This is a genomic window from Pseudomonas sp. REP124 (assembly GCF_020164475.1).
Taxonomy (GTDB): Bacteria; Pseudomonadota; Gammaproteobacteria; order Pseudomonadales; family Pseudomonadaceae; genus Aquipseudomonas.
The window spans coordinates 1-20,197 of sequence record NZ_JAIQWX010000040.1; the positions used below are offsets into that span (position 1 = coordinate 1).

General features: G+C 61.6%; 22 protein-coding genes. 14 read left to right on the forward strand and 8 right to left on the reverse strand.

Going from position 1 to position 20,197, the window contains the following annotated elements:
• Window positions 1–221 precede the first annotated feature (221 nt).
• From K9857_RS12475 to K9857_RS12490, 4 genes are all read left to right on the forward strand, one after another.
• Entirely contained in the window at window positions 222–935 is a 714-nt protein-coding gene (locus tag K9857_RS12475) for a GntR family transcriptional regulator (RefSeq protein WP_175376267.1), read from the forward strand.
• Window positions 932–1,930, forward strand: coding sequence for an ADP-ribosylglycohydrolase family protein (locus K9857_RS12480; protein ID WP_224536127.1), 999 nt, complete (start codon window positions 932–934; stop codon window positions 1,928–1,930). Before K9857_RS12475 ends, K9857_RS12480 begins: the two co-directional genes overlap by 4 nt.
• Window positions 1,931–2,125: 195 nt before the next feature.
• On the forward strand, window positions 2,126–3,592 hold the full coding sequence (locus tag K9857_RS12485) for a purine-cytosine permease family protein (RefSeq protein ID WP_224536129.1): 1,467 nt from the start codon (window positions 2,126–2,128) through the stop codon (window positions 3,590–3,592).
• Complete coding sequence (locus K9857_RS12490) at window positions 3,585–4,514, forward strand: PfkB family carbohydrate kinase (protein ID WP_224536132.1); 930 nt, start codon at window positions 3,585–3,587, stop codon at window positions 4,512–4,514. Before K9857_RS12485 ends, K9857_RS12490 begins: the two co-directional genes overlap by 8 nt.
• Before the next feature lie 192 nt (window positions 4,515–4,706).
• Here the strand turns inward: K9857_RS12490 and K9857_RS12495 are convergent, their stop codons facing one another.
• The 3 genes from K9857_RS12495 to K9857_RS12505 all read right to left on the reverse strand — a co-directional run bounded on the left by K9857_RS12495 (window position 4,707) and on the right by K9857_RS12505 (window position 6,634).
• Window positions 4,707–4,961, reverse strand: coding sequence for a hypothetical protein (locus K9857_RS12495; protein WP_224536134.1), 255 nt, complete (start codon window positions 4,959–4,961; stop codon window positions 4,707–4,709).
• 44 nt (window positions 4,962–5,005) lie between these two features.
• Window positions 5,006–5,344 (reverse strand): hypothetical protein, encoded by a 339-nt coding sequence (locus tag K9857_RS12500; protein ID WP_224536135.1) that lies wholly within the window; start codon window positions 5,342–5,344, stop codon window positions 5,006–5,008.
• 84 nt (window positions 5,345–5,428) lie between these two features.
• Window positions 5,429–6,634 (reverse strand): MFS transporter, encoded by a 1,206-nt coding sequence (locus K9857_RS12505; RefSeq protein WP_224536137.1) that lies wholly within the window; start codon window positions 6,632–6,634, stop codon window positions 5,429–5,431.
• A gap of 306 nt (window positions 6,635–6,940) precedes the next feature.
• Here K9857_RS12505 and K9857_RS12510 point away from each other — a divergent pair, with 306 nt between their 5' ends.
• The 6 genes from K9857_RS12510 (at window position 6,941) to K9857_RS12535 (ending at window position 12,801) form a co-directional block, all read left to right on the forward strand.
• Window positions 6,941–7,423, forward strand: a complete 483-nt coding sequence (locus K9857_RS12510; protein ID WP_224536139.1) for a GNAT family N-acetyltransferase — start codon at window positions 6,941–6,943, stop codon at window positions 7,421–7,423.
• A 185-nt stretch (window positions 7,424–7,608) separates the two neighbouring features.
• Window positions 7,609–8,601, forward strand: a complete 993-nt coding sequence (locus tag K9857_RS12515; protein WP_224536142.1) for a 2-dehydro-3-deoxygalactonokinase — start codon at window positions 7,609–7,611, stop codon at window positions 8,599–8,601.
• 19 nt (window positions 8,602–8,620) lie between these two features.
• Window positions 8,621–9,241 carry a 2-dehydro-3-deoxy-6-phosphogalactonate aldolase gene (locus K9857_RS12520; RefSeq protein WP_224536144.1) on the forward strand — a complete coding sequence of 207 codons (621 nt, stop codon included), beginning with the start codon at window positions 8,621–8,623 and terminating at the stop codon, window positions 9,239–9,241.
• A gap of 48 nt (window positions 9,242–9,289) precedes the next feature.
• Window positions 9,290–10,438: a galactonate dehydratase gene (gene dgoD / locus K9857_RS12525; RefSeq protein ID WP_224536146.1), complete on the forward strand. Its 1,149-nt coding sequence runs from the start codon at window positions 9,290–9,292 to the stop codon at window positions 10,436–10,438.
• 189 nt (window positions 10,439–10,627) lie between these two features.
• Window positions 10,628–11,938, forward strand: a complete 1,311-nt coding sequence (locus K9857_RS12530) for an MFS transporter (protein WP_224536148.1) — start codon at window positions 10,628–10,630, stop codon at window positions 11,936–11,938.
• 59 nt (window positions 11,939–11,997) lie between these two features.
• Window positions 11,998–12,801, forward strand: coding sequence for an IclR family transcriptional regulator (locus K9857_RS12535; protein WP_224536150.1), 804 nt, complete (start codon window positions 11,998–12,000; stop codon window positions 12,799–12,801).
• 195 nt (window positions 12,802–12,996) lie between these two features.
• Here K9857_RS12535 and K9857_RS12540 read toward each other — a convergent pair whose 3' ends face one another.
• Together K9857_RS12540 and K9857_RS12545 are read right to left on the reverse strand one after the other, a co-directional pair.
• Entirely contained in the window at window positions 12,997–13,272 is a 276-nt protein-coding gene (locus tag K9857_RS12540) for a hypothetical protein (protein ID WP_224536152.1), read from the reverse strand.
• Between the two features lie 203 nt (window positions 13,273–13,475).
• Entirely contained in the window at window positions 13,476–14,210 is a 735-nt protein-coding gene (locus K9857_RS12545) for a DUF899 domain-containing protein (protein ID WP_224536154.1), read from the reverse strand.
• A 177-nt stretch (window positions 14,211–14,387) separates the two neighbouring features.
• Here K9857_RS12545 and K9857_RS12550 point away from each other — a divergent pair, with 177 nt between their 5' ends.
• Window positions 14,388–14,777, forward strand: coding sequence for a transcriptional regulator (locus tag K9857_RS12550; protein WP_224536156.1), 390 nt, complete (start codon window positions 14,388–14,390; stop codon window positions 14,775–14,777).
• A gap of 139 nt (window positions 14,778–14,916) precedes the next feature.
• Here K9857_RS12550 and K9857_RS12555 read toward each other — a convergent pair whose 3' ends face one another.
• The 3 genes from K9857_RS12555 to K9857_RS12565 form a co-directional block, all read right to left on the reverse strand.
• A complete protein-coding gene (locus K9857_RS12555) occupies window positions 14,917–15,786 on the reverse strand; it encodes a DUF6279 family lipoprotein (RefSeq protein WP_224536157.1) in 870 nt (289 codons plus the stop codon).
• A gap of 77 nt (window positions 15,787–15,863) precedes the next feature.
• A complete protein-coding gene (locus K9857_RS12560) occupies window positions 15,864–16,586 on the reverse strand; it encodes a TorF family putative porin (RefSeq protein WP_224536159.1) in 723 nt (240 codons plus the stop codon).
• A gap of 202 nt (window positions 16,587–16,788) precedes the next feature.
• Window positions 16,789–16,977: a hypothetical protein gene (locus K9857_RS12565; RefSeq protein ID WP_224536161.1), complete on the reverse strand. Its 189-nt coding sequence runs from the start codon at window positions 16,975–16,977 to the stop codon at window positions 16,789–16,791.
• A gap of 349 nt (window positions 16,978–17,326) precedes the next feature.
• Here K9857_RS12565 and K9857_RS12570 point away from each other — a divergent pair, with 349 nt between their 5' ends.
• The 3 genes from K9857_RS12570 to ptrR all read left to right on the forward strand — a co-directional run bounded on the left by K9857_RS12570 (window position 17,327) and on the right by ptrR (window position 20,163).
• Window positions 17,327–18,163 (forward strand): S1 RNA-binding domain-containing protein, encoded by an 837-nt coding sequence (locus K9857_RS12570; protein WP_224536163.1) that lies wholly within the window; start codon window positions 17,327–17,329, stop codon window positions 18,161–18,163.
• Window positions 18,164–18,260: 97 nt separating this feature from the next.
• A complete protein-coding gene (locus K9857_RS12575) occupies window positions 18,261–19,193 on the forward strand; it encodes a DMT family transporter (RefSeq protein WP_224536165.1) in 933 nt (310 codons plus the stop codon).
• A gap of 76 nt (window positions 19,194–19,269) precedes the next feature.
• Window positions 19,270–20,163 carry a putrescine utilization regulator PtrR gene (gene ptrR, locus K9857_RS12580; RefSeq protein ID WP_224536167.1) on the forward strand — a complete coding sequence of 298 codons (894 nt, stop codon included), beginning with the start codon at window positions 19,270–19,272 and terminating at the stop codon, window positions 20,161–20,163.
• The last annotated feature ends 34 nt before the right edge of the window (window positions 20,164–20,197 follow it).

The following is a 20,197-nucleotide window of genomic DNA, read 5'->3' on the forward strand; positions in this document are numbered from 1 at the left end:
TTGCCCGCGAAGGCGATTTTGAATGTAGCGACGCCATCGCGAACAGGCTCGCTCCCACAGGGGATCTGTTCTGCACACATGATTTTGTGTGTGACCCGGATCATTGTGGGAGCGAGCCTGCTCGCGATTGACCGCGCAGCGGTCACCTTCCAGCCTCCCTTCCGTCATCTCCCCACAAATACTTCTTGCTCGAAACAATTGGTTTCATGTTCAATTTGTACATGATTAGACAGGTTCGATTCGACAAGAAAAAAAGGGTGGTCGATGAGCTCATCCGGCGTATTGAAAGCGGCCTTCTGGAGGACGGGTTTCATTTGCCGGGCGAGCATCAGTTGGCTCAGGAATTCAAAGTCAGCCGAGGTACTTTGCGTGAAGCGCTGGCCGAGTTGAAACGGCGCAACTACATCGCGACGCAAAGCGGGGTAGGGTCCATCGTCACGTTCGACGGTGTGGTGCTCGACCAGCGCAACGGCTGGGCCCAGGCCCTGGCCGACAACGGATCGCTGGTCAATACCGAGGTGCTGCGGCTGGAGGCGGTGACGCGTCCCGACCTGCTGTCGCGTTTTGGCACCGACCAATTCATCACACTGGACCGCCGACGCCGCTCCAACGACGGCACGCTGGTTTCCCTCGAACGCTCATTGATGCCCGCAACCGGTGGCCTGGAAGGCTTGCCGCGGGTCGGTTTGATCGACAACTCCCTGACCATCACCCTGGCCGCCTACGGCTACATCGGTGAGCGCGGCGATCAATGGATCGGCGCCGAACCCCTGAGCGCCGAAGACGCCGAACTGCTGGGACGTCCGGCGGGCACGGTGTTCCTCAAGGCCTTGCGTACCACCTACGACCGGCAGAACCGCTTCATGGAGCAAGTGGAAAGCCTGCTCGACCCCGTGCATTTCCGCATGCACCTGCAATTTGGAAACCCGAAATGACTGCGCTCAACCGTGCCCTGGGCGCGTTCTATGGCCTGGCCTTGGGCGACGCCTTGGGCATGCCGACCCAATCCCTGAGCCGCGACGACATCAAGGCGCGCTTCGGTGAAATCAAGGACCTGCAGGACGCCGGTCCCCTGCAGCCGATTGCCGCCAACATGCCCAAGGGCTCGATCACCGACGACACCGAACAGGCAATCCTGGTCGGCCAGTTGCTGGTCGATGGCAAAGGCCGGATCGAACCTGCGCAACTCGCCCAGCGTTTGATCGAGTGGGAAGCGCAGATGCAGGCCAAGGGCTCGCAGGACCTGCTCGGGCCTTCGACCAAACGTGCGATCGAGATGATCCTCGCCGGTCATTCGCCCGAGGAGGCCGGGCGCTACGGCACTACCAACGGCGCGGCGATGCGCATCACCCCAGTCGGGATTTCCGCGGACGTGAGCGATCCGCAGCGTTTCATCGAGGCGGTGATTCAAGCCTGCCAGGTCACCCACAACACCACGCTGGGCATCTCCAGCGCGGCGGCGGTGGCGGCGGTGATTTCCGCCGGTATCAACGGCATGGCCCTGGGCGAGGCGCTGAGCCTCGGCCAGCACATCGCCCAACAGGCGCAGAGCCACGGCCACTGGGTTGCCGGTGGACGCATCGCTTCGCGCATCGGTTGGGCACAGACCATCAGCGTCGACAGCGACAAGGCGGCGCTCGCCGATTTGCTGTACGACGTGATCGGCACTTCGGTGGCTTCGCAGGAGTCGGTGGTGGTGTCGTTTGCCCTGGCCCAGCAGGTGGCCATCGGTGAGATGACCGCTTTCGACGCGCTTTGCATGGCGGCGAGCCTGGGCGGCGACACCGATACCATCGCGGCGATTCTCGGGGCGATGCTGGGGGCCTGCCTGGGTCTGGAGATCTGGCCGTTGGCGATGATCGACAAGGTCAAGGCCGTCAATGATCTGGAGTTGGAGCCTTTGGTAAAAGGGCTTCTAGCTCTGCGTTGACAGGATTGACGCTATCGCGAGCAGGCTCGCTCCCACATGTCTGGAATGCATATCCCCTGTGGGAGCGAGCCTGCTCGCGATGGTCGTCAACGATAACGCTGGCTGTCTGAATGCCCGCGTCGTCCGGGCCTCCATCGCGAGCAAGCTCGCTCCTGCAGAGGGCGAAGAACAAGAATGGCAACAGGAGCATTTTTCATGAGTTCATCGAACGCCGGGCAGAACGCCGGGCAGCTGGAAACACGCGGCATCGAACCGGTGCCGGAGGCCGAGTGCAACGGGCATCCGCTGCAGCTGTTCTGGGTCTGGTTCGCCGCCAACATTTCCATCCTCGGCCTGCCGCTGGGCGCGACCCTGGTGGCCTTTCGCGGGCTGGCGATCTGGCAGGCGATCATCGTCGCCATTCTCGGGGCTGCCGGCTCTTTCGCGGTGGTCGGGATCATCTCCATCGCCGGTCGCCGTGGCCGCGCGCCGAGCCTGACCCTGTCCCGCGCGATCTTCGGCATGCGCGGCAACATCGGCCCGACCCTGGTCTCGCTGATGTCGCGCCTGGGCTGGGAAACCGTCAACACCACCACAGCAGCCTTCGTGCTGCTGTCGCTGTGCTCGATCCTGTTCGGTTCGCCGGTGGAAGCGAAAAGCGCGCCGCTGCTGACCCTCACCTTCATCGCCATCTTCGTGTTGCTGACCCTGTCGGTCTCGGGCCTCGGCCACGCCACCTTGCTGGTGATCCAGAAGTGGGCGACCTACGTGTTCGGTGCGCTGAACATTTTGGTGGGCGGCTTCCTCTGCGCGACCATCGACTGGAGCGCGGTGTTCAACGCCACGCCCGCGCCAATGAGCGCGATGATCATCGGCATTGGCACCATGGCTGCCGGCACCGGCATCGGCTGGGCCAACGCTGGTGCGGACATGTCGCGCTATCAGCATCGCAGCGTGAAAGCCGTGCGCCTGGTGGCGTCGGCGGCGTTCGGTGCGGGCATTCCGCTGGTGCTGTTGATCACCCTCGGCGGTCTGCTGTCGGTAGGCAATAACGACCTGGCCCAGGCCACCGATCCGATCATCGCCATCCGCGACATGCTGCCGACCTGGATGGCCGTGCCGTACCTGATCACCGCGTTCGGCGGCCTGCTGCTGTCGAACAACCTGTCGGTGTACTCCGCCGGCCTGACCACCTTGACCCTGGGTCTGAAGGTCAAGCGCGTGTACGCGGTGGTGGTGGACATCGTCGCGATCTTCGCCGGTTCCATCTACTTCATGCTGATCGCCGATAGCTTTTACGGCCCGTTCATCACCTTCATTTCCCTGCTGGCGGTGCCGATCACCGCCTGGGTCGGGATCTTCGTGGTCGACCTGATTCACCGTCACTACTACAGCCCCAAGGACCTGCTGGACGTCAGTCCGAGCAGCGCCTACTGGTATCAGGGCGGTGTGGAGTGGCGCGCGTTCGGCGCCTGGGCGCTGGCGATCGTACTGGGTTTCAGCTTCACCACCATCGGCACCACGGCGGAAAACGTCTGGTTCAAGGGCTTCCTGTCCGACTCGTGGCTGGGGCACAACGGCCTCGGCTGGATCGTGACCTTCGTCGTGGCCGGCGGGATTTACTTTGTACTCGGTGGCGCCAGGGATCGTCGCGCTGCGCTGAACGAGAATGCTCATGCCTAAGATGTTGCACACCGGCCAGGTCATCATCGACCTGGTCATGGCGGTGGATCAGTTGCCGCAAGCGGGCGGCGATGTGCTGGCGCAGTCGGCCAGTTTCGAAGCCGGTGGCGGTTTCAATGTGATGGCTGCTGCGGCGCGTAACGGCTTGCCCGTGGTCTACCTGGGACGCCACGGCAGCGGACGCTTCGGCGACCTGGCCCGCGAGGCGATGAACGCCGAAGGCATCCGCATCGGTCTCGCCGGTCGCGCCGAGCGGGATACCGGGTTGTGCGTGGCGATCACCGACGCTTCGGCCGAGCGCAGTTTCGTGTCCTACATCGGCGCCGAAGGCGACCTGACGGCCGAGGATCTCGCTGATGTGAAGGTGGAGGCGGGCGACTACGTGTATGTCAGCGGCTACAGCCTGCTGCTGACCGGCAAGGGGCAGGCGCTGGTGGACTGGGTGCTGGCGTTGCCGAGGCAGGTCAAGGTGGTGTTCGACCCGGGCCCGCTGGTGGATTCGCCTGATGCGCCGCTGCTACAGGCGCTGCTGCCGCGGATCGATCTGTGGACCAGCAACAGCGTCGAGGCGCTGCGGGTGACCGGGGCGCCGGATATCGCCGGGGCGCTGGATCTGCTGGCCGGGCTTCTTCCTGCCAAGGTTTTGATGGTGGTGCGCGACGGGCCGCAGGGGTGCTGGATCAGCCAGGGCTCCGAGCGTCGGCATGTGCCGGGGTTCAAGGTGGAGGCGGTGGACAGCAATGGTGCTGGCGATGCGCATGCCGGGGTGTTTGTCGCGGGGTTGGCGCAGGGTTTGCCGGCCTTTGAGGCAGCGCGGCGGGCGAATGCGGCGGCGGCATTGGCGGTGACTCGGTGGGGGCCGGCTACTGCGCCGGGGGCTGCTGAGGTTGATGCGTTGATCAGTCGGGCATCCATCGCCTGATCGGCCGCATTCGCGAGCAAGCCCGCTCCCACAGGGGATTTGTGTCGTTCACAGATCCAATGTGGGAGCGGGCTTGCTCGCGAAGAGGCCCTCAAACACAAAGAAAATCCTGACAGTCAACCAGCCTTGCGCAACGCCTCAATCAACTCCTGCTTCCACGAGGCATGGGTTTCTCCTGCGTGTCGGATGTATTCAAACGTCCAGCTTGCGAGCCGCCTCGACGCCGGCGGCGCTGAGTTTGATCGGCAGGTTCAGCGAGTGTTCGCCGGCTTCGTTGCACAGCACATTGCCGTGCTGGATCAGTCCGCGGTCTTGCAGGGTGGCGAGGGTGCTGGCCACGACTTTCTCCCCCCGGTAATTGTCCAGGACCTCCTTGCCCAAACCGTTCGGGTGGGCGTGCAACAGGCGGGTCAGGACTTCTTTCTCCAGGTTTTTATCGACGTTCATGGTTACCTCTCATGGTGATGGACAGGTCTTTCCGGCGAAGTGTGTTATTGGCTTGCGCCGCCTTCGGAGCCCGAGCCACCGGTGGTGGTTTTCGAGCCGATGCCGGGGCCGGCGTTGTCTGGTGTGGCAGTGCCCGGCGAGTTGAGCCCGCCCTGGCGTCCGCTATCGTTGCCTTGGGTGCGAGGGTCGGTGCCGGTGGACGGCGGCAGGCTGTTATCCATTTCGGCGCCGTTGGTGTTCATGCCGGGGGCGCTCTGGATGGCGGGAGCCTTGGGGCTTTCGACCGGGTTGGTCGGGCCGGTGCCGGAGGCGGTCGTCGCCGCGATGGCGAGAGGGGACAACAGTGCCGCGAAGGCGAGGGCGGTCAGCCGGGACGTGATCATGGTGTTCTCTCCATTGATTTAGAGTCCTTACCTGACGTTGGTCCGCCCTCGCTTCTAATTGGTGCCTGATGGTCGACGAACGGTTCAGGCGTGTTGCAGTGTCCGGTCTGTCTTTACCCGGCACCAGATCAGGCGACCGAGAGTGATCGACCAGTTCAAAGCCGCAACCGCCAGCACAGTCAGCAACAGCGTCGCCATGCCGTGCTCGACGATGATTTTCCCGGCCAGCAGCGGAAAGCCGAAGACGCCGATGAAGTACGACAGGCTGAACAGCAGCAGCGATTGCGCGGTGGTGCCGCTCGGCGCTTCGTTGGCGGCCAGGCCGTTGATCACCGAGTAGGTCAGCCCGTAACCGACCCCGAGCATCACTGCCGCGAGCACGTAGCTGAAACCGCCGTCGACTCCGAAACCGAACATCAGGATCGAACCCATCATCAGCCCCGACAACAGGCACGATGCGCGCAACGGATCGCGTTTGACCACGATGCCGGCGATCAGCATACGGCTGCTGATCGCCGCGCTCATGAAGCCCAGGAAGAACAGCGAATAGTCCAGCGAGCGCGCAGCGGCGTAGCTGGTCTGGAAGCTCGACAGACCGCCGAACACGCAACCGCCGAGGCCGACCATGATGATCGGGAACACCGCCCGGGATTTCAGTACCTGGCTCGCCGCCTGCCAGGAAATTCGCGAGACCGCCGTGGATTGCGTCGAGGCGATTTTCAGCTGGCGGTCCAGTCGCCAGAACAGCAGCACACCGATCAGGCTGGCCGCTGCAGCCAGGTAAAACGCTGCGGTCACCGGATAACCCAGGGCGCTCGCCGCGCGACCGAGCAACGGCCCGCTGCCGATCCCGGTCATCATGCTGCCCGAGAGCAGGGCGAAGTATTTGGCGCGCTGCGCGGGGCTGACCAGACTCGCGACGATGATCGGCCCGAGGGTGTAGAACACGCCCCAGCCCATGCCCAGCAGCAGACCGAAGAACAGCAGCAGATGGCCGAAGCCAGGTGTCAGTGCAAAGCCCAGGCTGGCGGCCACCAGCAGCACGCCGAACAACGCCACCGAACGCGCCGCGCCAAGCAGGTCGCACAGATGACCGGAGAAGATCACCGCCACGAAGGTGCTGAGCATCGCCGCGGAAATCACACTGCCGGCATCGTGCTCGTTGCCGCCGCGCGAACCGATCAGCAGCGACAGCAGAAACGTCGATCCGTAGGACAGCGACAGCAGGTAACTGGCCAGGCAGAACAGGCCGAACAACTTGCCGGAAACGGGAGGTGTTGCGGTAGACATGAAGCGGTTCCTTGACCTGATGAATGCGCAGGGTGTCTATCTACCACGCTGGGTGCGGATGTTAGGTCTGAGGTTCGCGATGCCAAGGTTAGCCCCGGGCGGAATGATCCCAATATTCCTTGTGGCGAGGGGGCTTCTGTGGCGAGGGGGCTTGTCTGTGGTGAGGGGATTTATCCCCGTTGGACTGCGCAGCAGTCCCATTTTTTTTTGGGGGGCCGCTTCGCAGCCCAACGGGGATAAATCCCCTCGCCACAGGTAATGCGCAGCCTTAGTATGGCGTTTTCCATTTTCCGACAAGGCACGTCCATGACGATCGAAATCCGCCCGGCAACCCCCAGCGATGCTCCGCAAATTCTCGCGTTCATCACTGAACTGGCCGACTACGAACGTGCCCGCCATGAAGTCATCGCCAGCGTCGCCGACATCGAGCGCAGCCTGTTCAGCGAAGGCGCCACCGCCCATGGCCTGATCTGTCTGCGCGACGGCGTGGCCATCGGTTTTGCCGTGTTCTTCTTCAGCTATTCCACGTGGCTGGGCAGCAACTGCCTGTACCTGGAAGATCTCTACATCACCCCCGAACAACGCGGCGGCGGCGCGGGCAAGACCCTGCTGCGGCACCTGGCGAAAATCGCCTGCGCCAACGACTGCGGGCGTTTTGAGTGGAGCGTTTTGGAGTGGAACACCCCGGCCATCGACTTCTACAAATCCCTGGGCGCGCAGCCGCAGGAGGAGTGGGTGCGCTATCGCATGGATGGCAAGGTGTTGCGCGAGTTCGCTGAAGGTAACTGATCACCGCTTAACAGATCGCAGCCTTAGGCAGCTCCTACACAAACCCCTGTAGGAGCTGCCGAAGGCTGCGATCTTTTTTTGTTTTCATCTCAATATATGGGATTGATATTTATATATTGAGATTTCCCCGCTCCCGGGTTTATAGTCCTGCTCACTCACTGCCAAAAACCAGAACAGGTGAAGCGATGCAGGCGCAATTGATCGCGCTCGATTGGGGGACGACCTCATTACGTGCTTACAAACTTGCCGAAGGCGGCCAGGTGCTCGAACAGCGTTCGCTGGCCTCGGGGATCATGCAGTTGCCCAAGGCGCCGCGAATCATCAACGGCCGCGAATGCGCCGACGGTTTTGAACTGGCTTTCGACGAGGCCTGTGGTGACTGGCTCGATGCCCAACCGGATCTGCCGGTGATCGCCTGCGGCATGGTCGGCAGCGCCCAGGGCTGGCGCGAAGCGACCTACCGCGACACCCCGGCGAACGTCGCCAACCTCGGAACCTCCCTGCAAACCGTGCGCAGCCTGCGCGGTGTCGACGTGCACATCGTGCCGGGGGTGATCCAGCGTTCGCGTCTGCCCAACGTCATGCGCGGCGAAGAAACCCAAGTGCTCGGCGTGCTGCAAAGCCTGGCGCACGAGGCGAACACCGACCTGCTGATCGGTCTGCCGGGCAGCCATTCGAAGTGGGTGGAGGTGGCCGATGGCTGCATCGTGCACTTCGATACCTTCATGACCGGCGAAGTCTTCGCCGTGCTCAGTGAACACAGCATCCTCGGCCGCACCCAGCAGCGCGGCGGCTCGTTCGACGGTCAGGCCTTCGATCGCGGCGTGCAGGTGGCATTGTCGGCGGACGGCGACATCGGCGTGCTGTCGACCCTGTTCAGCGCCCGCACCCTGGGCCTGACCGGCGAACTCAATGGCGCCCAGCAAACCGACTACCTGTCCGGCCTGCTGATCGGCCACGAGCTTTCGGCCCTGGCCAACGCTCAACGCCAGCGCCGCAACAGCGTGCACTTGCCGTCGATCGTCCTGATCGGCAACGCCCAGCTGTGCGGTCGCTACAGCCGGGCGCTGGATGCCTGCGGATTTACCCAAGTGACCCTGGCCGAGCAGGCCACCGAACGTGGTCTGTGGCAGCTGGCGGTCGCCGCCGGGCTGATCGCCGCCAACCTTTCCCGTTAAACCTGACTGGAGTCCTGAGATGCTCAAGCAAGCACTGGCGCAAAACGGTCTGATCGCCATCCTGCGCGGCCTGCGCCCGCAAGAGGCCGCGGCCATCGGCGAGGTCCTGTACGCCGCCGGATTTCGCGTCATCGAAGTGCCGCTCAATTCCCCCGAGCCCTACGACAGCATCCGCATCCTGCGCGATACCTTGCCCGCCGATTGCCTGATCGGTGCAGGCACCGTGCTGACGCCGGAGCAGGTCGAGCAGGTGAAGGCGGCGGGCGGTCAGGTGATCGTCATGCCCCACTGCGACGCCAAGGTACTGCGTGCGGCGAAAGCGGCGGGCCTGGCCCTGTCGCCGGGTGTCGCAACGCCCACCGAGGCGTTCGCGGCCCTGGCCGAAGGCGCGGACATCCTGAAGATGTTCCCCGCCGAACAGATGGGCCCGGCCGTCGCCAAGGCCTGGCTGGCGGTGCTGCCGGCGGGAACCATTCTGGCGCCGGTGGGCGGCATCACCCCGGACAACATGCAGGTGTTCATCGACGCTGGCGTCAAAGGATTCGGCCTCGGTTCCGGTCTGTTCAAACCGGGCATGACGCCCGAGCAGGTCGCGACCAATGCCGAGGCCTATGTCGCTGCCTGGAAAGCCCTTCGCTAAGACTTTTCCGGCGCCGTGCGCGCCGCATCTAACAAGAGAGACAAGCAGATGAAAATCACCAAACTGACCACCTTCATCGTTCCGCCGCGCTGGTGCTTCCTCAAAGTCGAAACCGACGAGGGCGTCACTGGCTGGGGCGAACCCGTGGTCGAGGGCCGCGCCCACACCGTTGCCGCCGCCGTCGAAGAATTGTCCGACTACCTGATCGGCAAGGACCCGCGCAACATCGAAGACATCTGGACCGTGCTCTACCGCGGCGGTTTCTACCGTGGCGGCGCGATCCACATGAGCGCCCTGGCCGGCATCGACCAGGCCCTGTGGGACATCAAGGGCAAGGCGCTGGGCGTGTCGGTCAGCGATCTGCTGGGTGGCCAGGTGCGGGACAAGATCCGCGTCTATTCGTGGATCGGTGGCGATCGTCCGGCGGACACCGCGCGGGCAGCGAAAGAAGCGGTCAGCCGTGGTTTCACCGCAGTGAAAATGAACGGCACCGAAGAGTTGCAGTTCCTCGATACCTTCGAAAAAGTCGACCTGGCCCTGGCCAACGTCGCTGCCGTACGTGACGCGGTCGGCCCGAACGTCGGCATCGGCGTGGACTTCCATGGCCGGGTGCACAAGCCCATGGCCAAGGTGCTGATGAAGGAACTCGATCCGTACAAACTGATGTTCATCGAAGAGCCGGTACTCAGCGAAAACTATGAAGCGCTCAAGGAACTGGCGCCGCTGACCAGCACCCCGATCGCCTTGGGCGAGCGTCTGTTCTCGCGCTGGGATTTCAAGCGCGTGCTCAGCGAAGGCTACGTCGACATCATCCAGCCGGATGCGTCCCACGCCGGCGGCATCACCGAGACCCGCAAGATCGCCAACATGGCCGAAGCCTACGACGTGGCGCTGGCCCTGCATTGCCCGCTGGGCCCGATCGCCCTGGCGGCGTGCCTGCAACTGGACGCGGCCTGCTACAACGCGTTCATCCAAGAGCAGAGCCTGGGCATTCACTACAACGAGAGCAACGACCTGCTCGACTACGTGAAAGATCCTCGGGTGTTCGATTACGACCAGGGCATGGTGAAGATCCCCAACGGGCCGGGCCTGGGCATCGAGATCAACGAGGAATACGTGATCGAACGCGCCGCCGTCGGCCACCGCTGGCGCAACCCGATCTGGCGCCATGCCGATGGCAGTTTTGCGGAGTGGTGAGTTTCCACTAATCACCACAAATCCCCTGTGGGAGCGGGCTTGCTCGCGAATGCGGTGGGTCAGTAAAGGATATGTAGGCTGACACACCGCTTTCGCGAGCAAGCCCGCTCCCACACTGGATCTCCATGGATTGGAGATCAGCGCACAAGTCTTAGATCGACCTCAATAAACATAACAAGAGGCACCCCCATGCAACCGCAAACCCTCACCGGGCAGGCGTCTTTGGTGACACCCAGCCGCAAGCGGTTTTTCATCATGGTCCTGCTGTTCATCACAGTCGTGATCAACTACCTGGACCGTAGCAACCTGTCGATCGCAGCCCCCGCGCTGACCAGCGACCTGGGCATCGATCCGATTCACGTCGGCCTGATCTTCTCCGCATTCGGCTGGACCTACGCCGCCATGCAGATCCCTGGTGGCTGGCTGGTGGACCGGGTGCCGCCGCGCATCCTCTACACCGCCGCACTGCTGCTGTGGTCGATCGCCACGGTGATGCTCGGCTTTGCTGGCAGCTTCATCGCGCTGTTCGTGCTGCGCATGGCGGTCGGTGCCCTGGAAGCGCCGGCCTATCCGATCAACAGCCGCGTGGTCACCACCTGGTTCCCCGAGCGCGAGCGCGCCACGGCCATCGGTTTCTACACTTCCGGGCAGTTCGTCGGCCTGGCGTTCCTGACGCCGGTCCTGGCCTGGCTGCAGCATGAATTCGGCTGGCACATGGTGTTTGTCGTCACCGGGGCGGTGGGCATTCTCTGGGCCGTGATCTGGTACGCGGTGTATCGCGAACCCCGTGATTTCAAGGGCGCCAACGATGCCGAAATCGAGCTGATCCGCGAGGGCGGTGGGCTGGTGGACATCCAGTCGGAACAGGCCAAGGTCAAGGCCAAGTTCAGCTGGACCGACCTGGGGATCGTGCTGACCAAGCGCAAACTCTGGGGCATCTACCTCGGCCAGTTCTGCCTCAACTCGACGCTGTGGTTCTTCCTGACCTGGTTCCCGACTTACCTTGTGAAATACCGCGGCATGGACTTCATCAAGTCTGGCCTGCTGGCGTCGCTGCCGTTTCTCGCGGCTTTTGTCGGCGTACTGTGCTCCGGATTCTTCTCCGACTTCCTGATCCGTCGCGGTTACTCGGTCGGCTTCGCCCGCAAACTGCCGATCATCAGTGGCCTGCTGATTTCCACCTCGATCATCGGCGCCAACTTCGTCGAGTCGACGCCGCTGGTGATTGCCTTCCTCGCACTGGCGTTCTTCGGCAACGGTCTGGCATCGATCACCTGGTCGCTGGTGTCGACCCTGGCACCGGCACGCTTGCTCGGGCTGACCGGCGGGGTATTCAACTTCATCGGTAATCTGTCAGCTATCGCCACGCCGATCGTCATCGGTTTCCTCGCCAGCGGTGATTCCTTCGCGCCGGCGATTACCTACATCTCGGTTCTGGCGTTGATCGGTGCACTTTCCTACATCCTGCTGGTGGGCAAGGTCGAGCGTATCAAGTTGTAGTCCAGGCACGCGGGCGACCATAATGCCGCCCGTTCACTCGCTCAACCCTAAGGCTGGATATGCAGGAAGACGCCCCAAAAATCGCCAAGGACGCCGCGCCCACCGGCACCCAGACCCTGCTTCGCGGTCTGGGTGTGGTCCAGGCGGTGGCCAGCGGCGCCCGCGATCTGAAGGAAATCGCCCGGCTGATCGGCACCACGCGCAGCACCACCCATCGCCTGGCCAGCTGCCTGGTGGACGAGCGGTATCTGCGGGTGGTGCCGCAAGTCGGTTACCTGCTGGGGCCCAAGCTGATCGAACTGGGCTTTCAGGCCCGGGAAGAGTTGCCGCTGGTGACCTTGGCCGGGCCGTATCTGGACGAGCTGTCGGCGTTGACCGGCGACACTGTGCACCTAGCGATTCGTGAAGGCGACGAGGTCCTGTACCTGCACAAGAATCCGGGGCGCAACGGCCCTGAAATGCGCTCGCGGGTCGGCCATCGCATGCCGCTGGCGCGTACCGGGATCGGCAAGGCGCTGATGCTGGATGACACGCCGCAGGAGTGGCAACGGCTGTACGAAGTCAGCCTGCCGTTGGGTGGGAAAAATCAGTTCTGGCCACAACACCCGGAGCAATCCTGGGAGCAGTTCCAGCAGCGCATGATCGAATACGTGGCTGGTGGTTATGCCTTCGACCTGGAAGACAACGAACCGTCGATCCGCTGCGTAGCCGCACCCGTTCGCGATGCCAGCCGACGCATCGTGGCGGGGATCAGTATTGCCAGTACGGTGCCTTACATGCCGCTGGAGAAAATGTCTGAGCTGATTCCGCTCATCAAGGGTGTGACGGCGAGGTTGTCTGCGGAGTTGGGGTTGAAGGTTTAGAACGCATCGCGAGCAGGCTCGCTCCCACAGGGGGATTTGTGCCGGGCGCGGGTTCGTGTTCACTGAAGATCCAAACTGTGGGAGCGGGCTTGCTCGCGAAAGCGGTGTGTCAGCCTACATATTCGCTACTGACACGCCGCCTTCGCGAGCAAGCCCGCTCCCACATTGGGTTTGGTGTCAGCTTGTAGTTCGGTGTCAGCTCTCGGTTTTCTTCTCGGCCACGCCCAGCTCCTTGAGGCGCTGGTCAATCAGCTGGCACTTGTCCGGCAGATCCTTGGCCGCTGTACCCAGATCCATCTTCTGCAACTGATCATTGATTTCCTTGGCCTTGGCCGGGTTCTGCTCGGTCAGACGAGTGACTTCCTTGGCCAGTTGTTCGCGCTTGGCGGTGGCTTCCTCCGGGGTGCAGGCCCAGACGGGCAGGGCGCAGGCGAGGGTGGCGGCGAGGGTGAGCGTGTGCAGGGTTTTCATGGGGGCAGGCCTCGGGTCCGGTTAAGGCGGGGTAACCGGTTGAGGGCTTTTTAGTGGGAAAAGTTCAGCCTCGGCGATCACTCAAAACCACTGTGGGAGCGAGCCTGCTCGCGATTGCAGGCTGCCAGACAGCATTTGTGTCGCCTGACACCCCGCAATCGCGAGCAGGCTCGCTCCCACAATGGAAGGACGGTGAACTCGATTTAACCGCCGTGACAGCACCCCGACTTCTGCGCCTGCTCATACTTATCGTGATGCCGCACCCACTCCATGATCTCCTCTTCATTGCGCCCCTTCGGCGTCAAATCCAGGTAGTTGTAGGCGCCGACCAGCATGTCCAGGCCTCGGGCGTACGTGGAATAGGTGTGGAAAATCTCCCCGGCGTCATTGCGGTAAAACACGCTGAGTCCCGGCAGTTCTTCCTCCGAACCATCGGTTTTCTCGTAGTTGTAAGTCGCCGTGCCAGCCGCGACATCTTCGGCTCGGGCCGTGACGCCAAAGTCATAGTTGAAATCGCATCCAACCGATGACACCCAATCGAATCGCCAGCCCATACGCCGCCTGAACGCCTGGAATTCCTCGTACGGCGCATGGGATACCGCGACTACCGCGACATCGTGATGAGCCAGGTGCTGGTTGGCGCCGTCGATGTGGTCGGACAGGAACGAGCAGCCCGAACAGCCTTCCTCCCAGCCTTCGGCGAACATGAAGTGATAGATGATCAACTGGCTGCGCCCGCCAAACAGATCGACCAGTTTCAGCTCACCCCTGGGGCCCTGGAAGTGATAGTCCTTGTCGATTTTCACCCAAGGCAGAGCGCGGCGTTCGGCGCTGAGTCTGTCCCGTTCTTTGGTGAAGGCTTTTTCGTGAGCCAGATGCTGCTTGCGGGCGGCAAGCCATTCTTCCCGCGACACGACGGGATGGTTCTGAATGTTCATGACGATTTCTCCTGCGTGGAGCTGGGAGTCGGATTACACAGCCTAGTCGTTTGACGTCTGAGCAAATCGACATACCGCCGGTCGGTCACGACTGGAAACCAGGCTGAACGGCTATCGCCCATATCGGTCACAACCAATGAAGACCCATCAATCACGGGTACCGGAGGTTGATTCAGGATGACGACTTATAACTGGGATTTGATTGAACGCTTGCTGCACGAAGTGCAGCACGGTGAAGCCAGCTTCACCCCACGGCCCTATGCCGAGCAGTACGCGGCGCAAAAGGCTTCCGAAGGCGAGGAAACCGAAAACCTCGACCACCTCAAGGCCGTGGCCGGTGAGTATGAAAAGCTGCTGCTGGAGCGGGGGTATATCGAGCCGCGCCCTGAAGAGCAGGGCGGTACCGGTTCGAACTACATTCTGACGATGCGCGGCTCACGCTTGTTGAGTCTGATCGACAGCAGCATCCCCGGTAATGATCATCCGCGGCAGGTGCTGGATGAACAGGAAGATGCGCTGGATGAGCTGACGTTCGATGAGGTGGCTTCGAAGGCGCAGATTGCCTGAGGATTACACCGATCAAAATGTGGGAGCGGCGGTGCGACGATTCGACTTGCTCGCGAATGCGGTGGGTCAGTCCAAGCAATGTTGACTGACCCAACGCATTCGCGAGCAAGCCCGCTCCCACAGGGGATTTGTGCAAGACTCAACTCTGTTTCGCGGCCTTGAGGCATTTAAGGTCGCTGAAGTCCTTTTTCACCCCTTCGATTTTCGTCTGCAAGCGCTGACGCTGCACCGGCGTACTCTGCGCCATCAGATCCACGAACAGCGAGCGCGCCTGGGCTTCGGTTTTGGCGAAGGCCTGTTTGTATTCCGGTGTCCACAGGCGCTCGCGGTTGACCAGCAGGGTTTCGATTCGCTGTGGGAAGCCCGGGTCATGACGCTGCGCCACCGCCGCGCTGAACTGCTTCTGCCAATGCACGCGGTTGGCCAGCCACTGAGTGTTCTGGTCGCCCAGCGCATTCGACCACGCCACGACGCGCTGCTGCTGCGCCGGATTGAGCGGTCCGATCCAGTCATCCAGACGTTTCTCCATACGCTCACCGCGTTCCTTGATCTGCTGATCGAGGGACGGCTTGAGGTACTGCGCCTGGCGTTTGCGCTGATCCTTGACGAAAGCCTCGTTCATTTCCGCCACCTGCTGGTCGTTCAGGCCTTGCAGCAATTCGATGGCCGAAGGCGTGATCTCCTTGGCGGTTTCGGCGATGGCCTGTTCGGCTTCCTCAGTGCGTGCCTGCAGGGCGGCGTCGGTGACCTGATTGGTCGTGACCATGGTTTGCAGGCGGTCCAGCCAATCCAGGTAACCGGGCATTTGCGTGGTGCAGTGCCAGCTCAGGTGCTCCTTGAGCCGATCGTTGAACCAGCTTTTCTGCTCGCCGTTCATGTCCAGGTAATCGCCGAGCGTCCAGGGAATGATCACGTCGAGATTTCGATAGGCCAGGCCCATGCGGCTGCACGCGCCCAAGGCGAGGGAGAGGGTGAGTACAAAGGCTAAGTGTTTCAACCAGCGCGACATGATCGAATCCTTGCGAGAGCCTGGTTTCGGAGTCTGATTCCCATCTGAACGCAGAATGAGCCCGGCAGTTCAGCCGATCAATAGAAGCTGCGTTCGGCCTTCAGGGTCAGCAGTCCGTCGCATTGGCTGTTGTGCCCGGAATACGCCGAGCAACTGCTGCCGTTGAGGCTGGAGTCGCTGTAGATCAGATTGAGATCGATGCCCATGAACGGTCGGGAAAATTTCATCGACCAATCGGTAAAACTGCTGACATAGCCACCGTCCACGGCGACCGGTGTGTTCAACCGATGCGTGGTGTATTTCATGCTGATCCCGATGCCGAATGGTTCATTGCCACCTAGGTCGGCGAACAGCGTGCTGTTGCGTTTGTCGGGGTCGTTGCTGAAGGCGGCGCCGAAGCGGCTGCGCAGCAAGGTCAGGCCGCCGTAGAGTTCCTGGCTGTCGAGCGTGTCCAGTTGCGGATAGTTGTAATGGATGACGCCGATTTCGTAACCCAGATTCTGGTCGAAGGGCTGTTTAAAACCGGCGTAGGAATCGATTTCGAGGGTGTGTTCGGGGTTGATGCCCGCGCTGGGCGACCATTGGCCGAAATAGAAGCCGCTGTCGTGAGTCAGGTCCAGGCCACCGTGGAATGAGCCCGTGGCCGATGGCTTGACCAGGCCCTGGGCCATGCTGCGACTGGGGCTGGTGCCGAGTTTGAGATCGAAATCCCCCAGTTCGCGCTGGAAAATCTGACCGTGCGCCACTGAACACGCCAGCAGCGTGTATAGGGGCAACAGGAAACCGAAAGGCTTGAGCACGCTTCACTCCCTTGAACAGCGAGCACAGCTTGAGCTGAAACGCTTGATTTAGACGCGTGAAAGCATACCGGCGAATGCCCGGTAACGGATACCGTTCGTCGATTTTTAGAGGAGGGGTTGCGAGGAGTGCAGGAGAGGTCTGGCGTCCGGTCCAAGCGCTTCGAGAGTCAAAGCGCCTGTGGACCCGATAAAGCTGAAGTGATTACTTCTTGCCCAGGCTGATCTGCTTGGACGGGGCGAATGTCTGGCCGCTGACACCCTTGGCAATTTGCTGGATTTCACCGCCGGATTTGAGGAACGCTGCGATCTGGCTGTTGAGCGATTCGCTGGTTTCGACGGCAGGAGCTGGTTTTACTGGGCTTTTGGATGCTTTTACGCGCATGGCGGCCATTAACCTTCAGGAAATTCAAATGGCCACGTATCGTACAGGAATGAGCTGCAATTTGCTTGGTTAATATCCCCGTGATATTCAGGCGGACATGAATAGAGCGTGGATAATTACTTTTCGAACTTCCCCTAAGTCGCTGTTTTAAATAAAAAACGTGGTCCGGAAAATTTCAGTCTGCGGGCTGGCGGCGAGCGCCTCTAACCCAGGCCACGGTCTGACGAACGGCCGGTTGCCCCGGCAAAGCTCGCGAAAATGAAGGCCTGGGATGGAATTTCTCGTCAGGCATGCTCCGCCGCCCGACGCAACCGGTAAAACCGGGTAGAATGCCGCCCACGTAATGAGGGTATTGGACATGGCTTTAGTCGGGCGTTACAACAGTTTGCAAGTGGTTAAACACACTAACTTCGGTTTGTATCTGGACGGTGGCGCGGACGGCGAAATTCTTTTGCCCAATCGTTATATTCCAAAAGATATTCCCAGCGAAGATGAAGACTGGCTGAACGTTTTTGTTTATCTGGACAGCGATGACAAACTAATCGCAACTACCGAAAAACCGAAAGTTCAGGTCGGTGAATTCGCCAGTTTGAAAGTAGTTGAAGTCAACAGTATCGGTGTGTTCCTTGACTGGGGACTGCCGAAGGATCTGTTGCTGCCATTCTCGGAAGAGAAACGTCAGATGAAGGCCGGCGAATATGCCGTGGTGCACGTTTATCTCGACAAGCACACCCGTCGCATCACCGCGACAACGCGCCTGGACCGCTACCTGGACAAGACCTCGGCCAGCTACACGCCGGGCCAGGAAGTCGATCTGCTGGTCGCCGAAGCCACCGACATGGGCTTCAAGGCGATCATCAACAACAAGCACTGGGGCCTGATCCACAAGAACGAAATCTTCAAGTTCATGCGCGCCGGCAAGCAAGAGAAAGGCTTCATCAAGGAAGTGCGCGGCGATGGCAAGATCAGCCTGAGCCTGCAACCGGTCGGCCAGGAAGCGGCCACCAGCCTGAATTCCAAGATTCTCGCCAAGTTGCGCGAGAACAACGGCAGCCTTGCGGTCAGCGACAAGGGCGATCCGACGGTGATCAGCGACATGTTCGGCGTCAGCAAGGGCAACTTCAAGAAGGCCATCGGTGCGTTGTACAAGAATGGCCAGATCGTTATTCATGCCGATCGCATTGAATTGACCTGAGTTCGAGTAACAATATGATTCTCGCCCCGGCCCCGCGCCGGGGTTTTGCTTTTTACTGCCGAGTCATTGCCATGGATTGTTCAAGAGAGGTTTCCCGATGAGCGTCACCCGACGCAGCGCCGATGGTTTTGCCCTGCAGGTGATGCTGGTTCTGTGTCTGGTCTGGGGCGTCCAGCAGGTGATGATCAAATGGGCGGCACCGGATATCGCGCCGGTCATGCAGGCGGCCGCGCGTTCAGGCATATCCGCGCTTCTGGTCGGCCTGCTGATCTGCTGGAAAGGCGGCTGGGATCAGGTGGGCGGCACCTGGCGCGGTGGCTTGTTGGCCGGCGCGTTGTTCGGTCTGGAGTTCTTCTTCATTTCCGAAGGCCTGCAATTGACCACGGCCGCGCACATGTCGGTGTTCCTCTACACCGCGCCGATCTTCACCGCGTTGGGCGTGCACTGGCTGTTGCCGAGCGAACGCCTGCGACCGCTGCAATGGCTGGGGATCCTGCTGGCGTTCATTGGCATCGCCATTGCGTTTGCCGGTGGCGTGTCCTGGGACAACCTCGATCCGCGCATGTTGATGGGCGATGCGCTGGGCGTACTGGCCGGTGCCGCCTGGGGCGCGACCACGGTGGTGGTGCGGGCTTCGCGGCTGTCTGAGGCGCCGGTGACTCTGACCTTGTTTTATCAGTTGATCGTCGGCTTCGTCGGCCTGCTGCTGATCGCACTGTTAAGCGGCCAGATAACCCACGTCAGCCTGACCGGCGTGACCCTGACCAGCGTGCTGTTCCAGGGCGTGGTGGTGTCATTCTTCAGCTATCTGGTGTGGTTCTGGCTGCTGCGTCGCTACCTGGCCGCGAACCTGGCAGTGTTTTCCTTCATGACGCCGCTGTTCGGCGTCACCTTCGGCGTGGTGTTGCTGGGTGAAAAGCTCAGCCTGAACTTCGTCATCGGGGCGGTGCTGGTGCTGCTGGGCATCACCTTCGTCAGTGCCGAGCAGTGGCTGCGTCGGCGCTTGCGCAAGGCGTTGGGTCAGTCCTGAAGCCGCTTGGCCGATTCGATTGACATTCTTTGTAAAAGAACAATAGTGGGTGACTTGTTCTTGTTTGGAGAATGGCGTGGAATTCAGCCAATTGCGCATCTTTCAGGCGGTGGCGCAGGAAGAGTCCATCACCCGTGCCGCCGAGCGCCTGCACCGTGTACCGTCGAACCTGTCGACCCGGCTCAAACAGCTCGAGGAACAGCTCGGTGTCGAGCTGTTCGTTCGCGAGCGTCAGCGTTTGCAGCTTTCACCGGCGGGAAAAGTCCTGCTGGACTACACCGCCAAGCTGTTCGCCCTGCACGATGAAGCCCATGCGGCGGTGCAGGGCGGGCAACCTGCCGGCGACTTCGTGCTGGGCACCATGTACAGCACCGCCGCCATTCACCTTCCCGCGCTGCTGGCGCGTTATCACCGGCGTTATCCGGCGGTGAACCTGCAAGTGCAGTCCGGCCCCAGTGGCGAATTGTTCGAAGGTTTGCTCACCGGACGGCTCGATGCGGCGCTGGTAGACGGCCCGCCGGGGCTGGCGGTGCTCGATGGCGTGCTGCTTTGCGAGGAGCGCATGGTGCTGATCAGCGAGGCCGATCATCCGCCGGTGCAGAGCGCGCGGGATGTGGAAGGGCGTTCGGTGTTCACCTTTCGCCAGGGCTGCTCCTACCGGATGCGTCTGGAGTCCTGGTTTTCCCACGATCAGGCGGCCATGGGCCGGGCGATCGAGATCGAGTCCTATCCGGGCATGCTCGCCTGTGTGATCGCAGGATCCGGCGTGGCGCTGATGTCGGAGTCGATGCTTGCCAGCCTGCCGGGGCGCGAAAGTGTGGCGGTGCACCCACTGCCGGAGGCGTTCGCCAGTGCGACGACCTGGCTGATGTGGCGCAAAGGCATGGTCGGCGCCAACCTCAATGCCTGGATCGAGGAGCAGCAGACGCTCTTTCCGTCGGCGCCGCGCCAGACCAAGGCGATTGCATGATTTAATCGTTTCCGATTGTGATGGATTCAGTAAC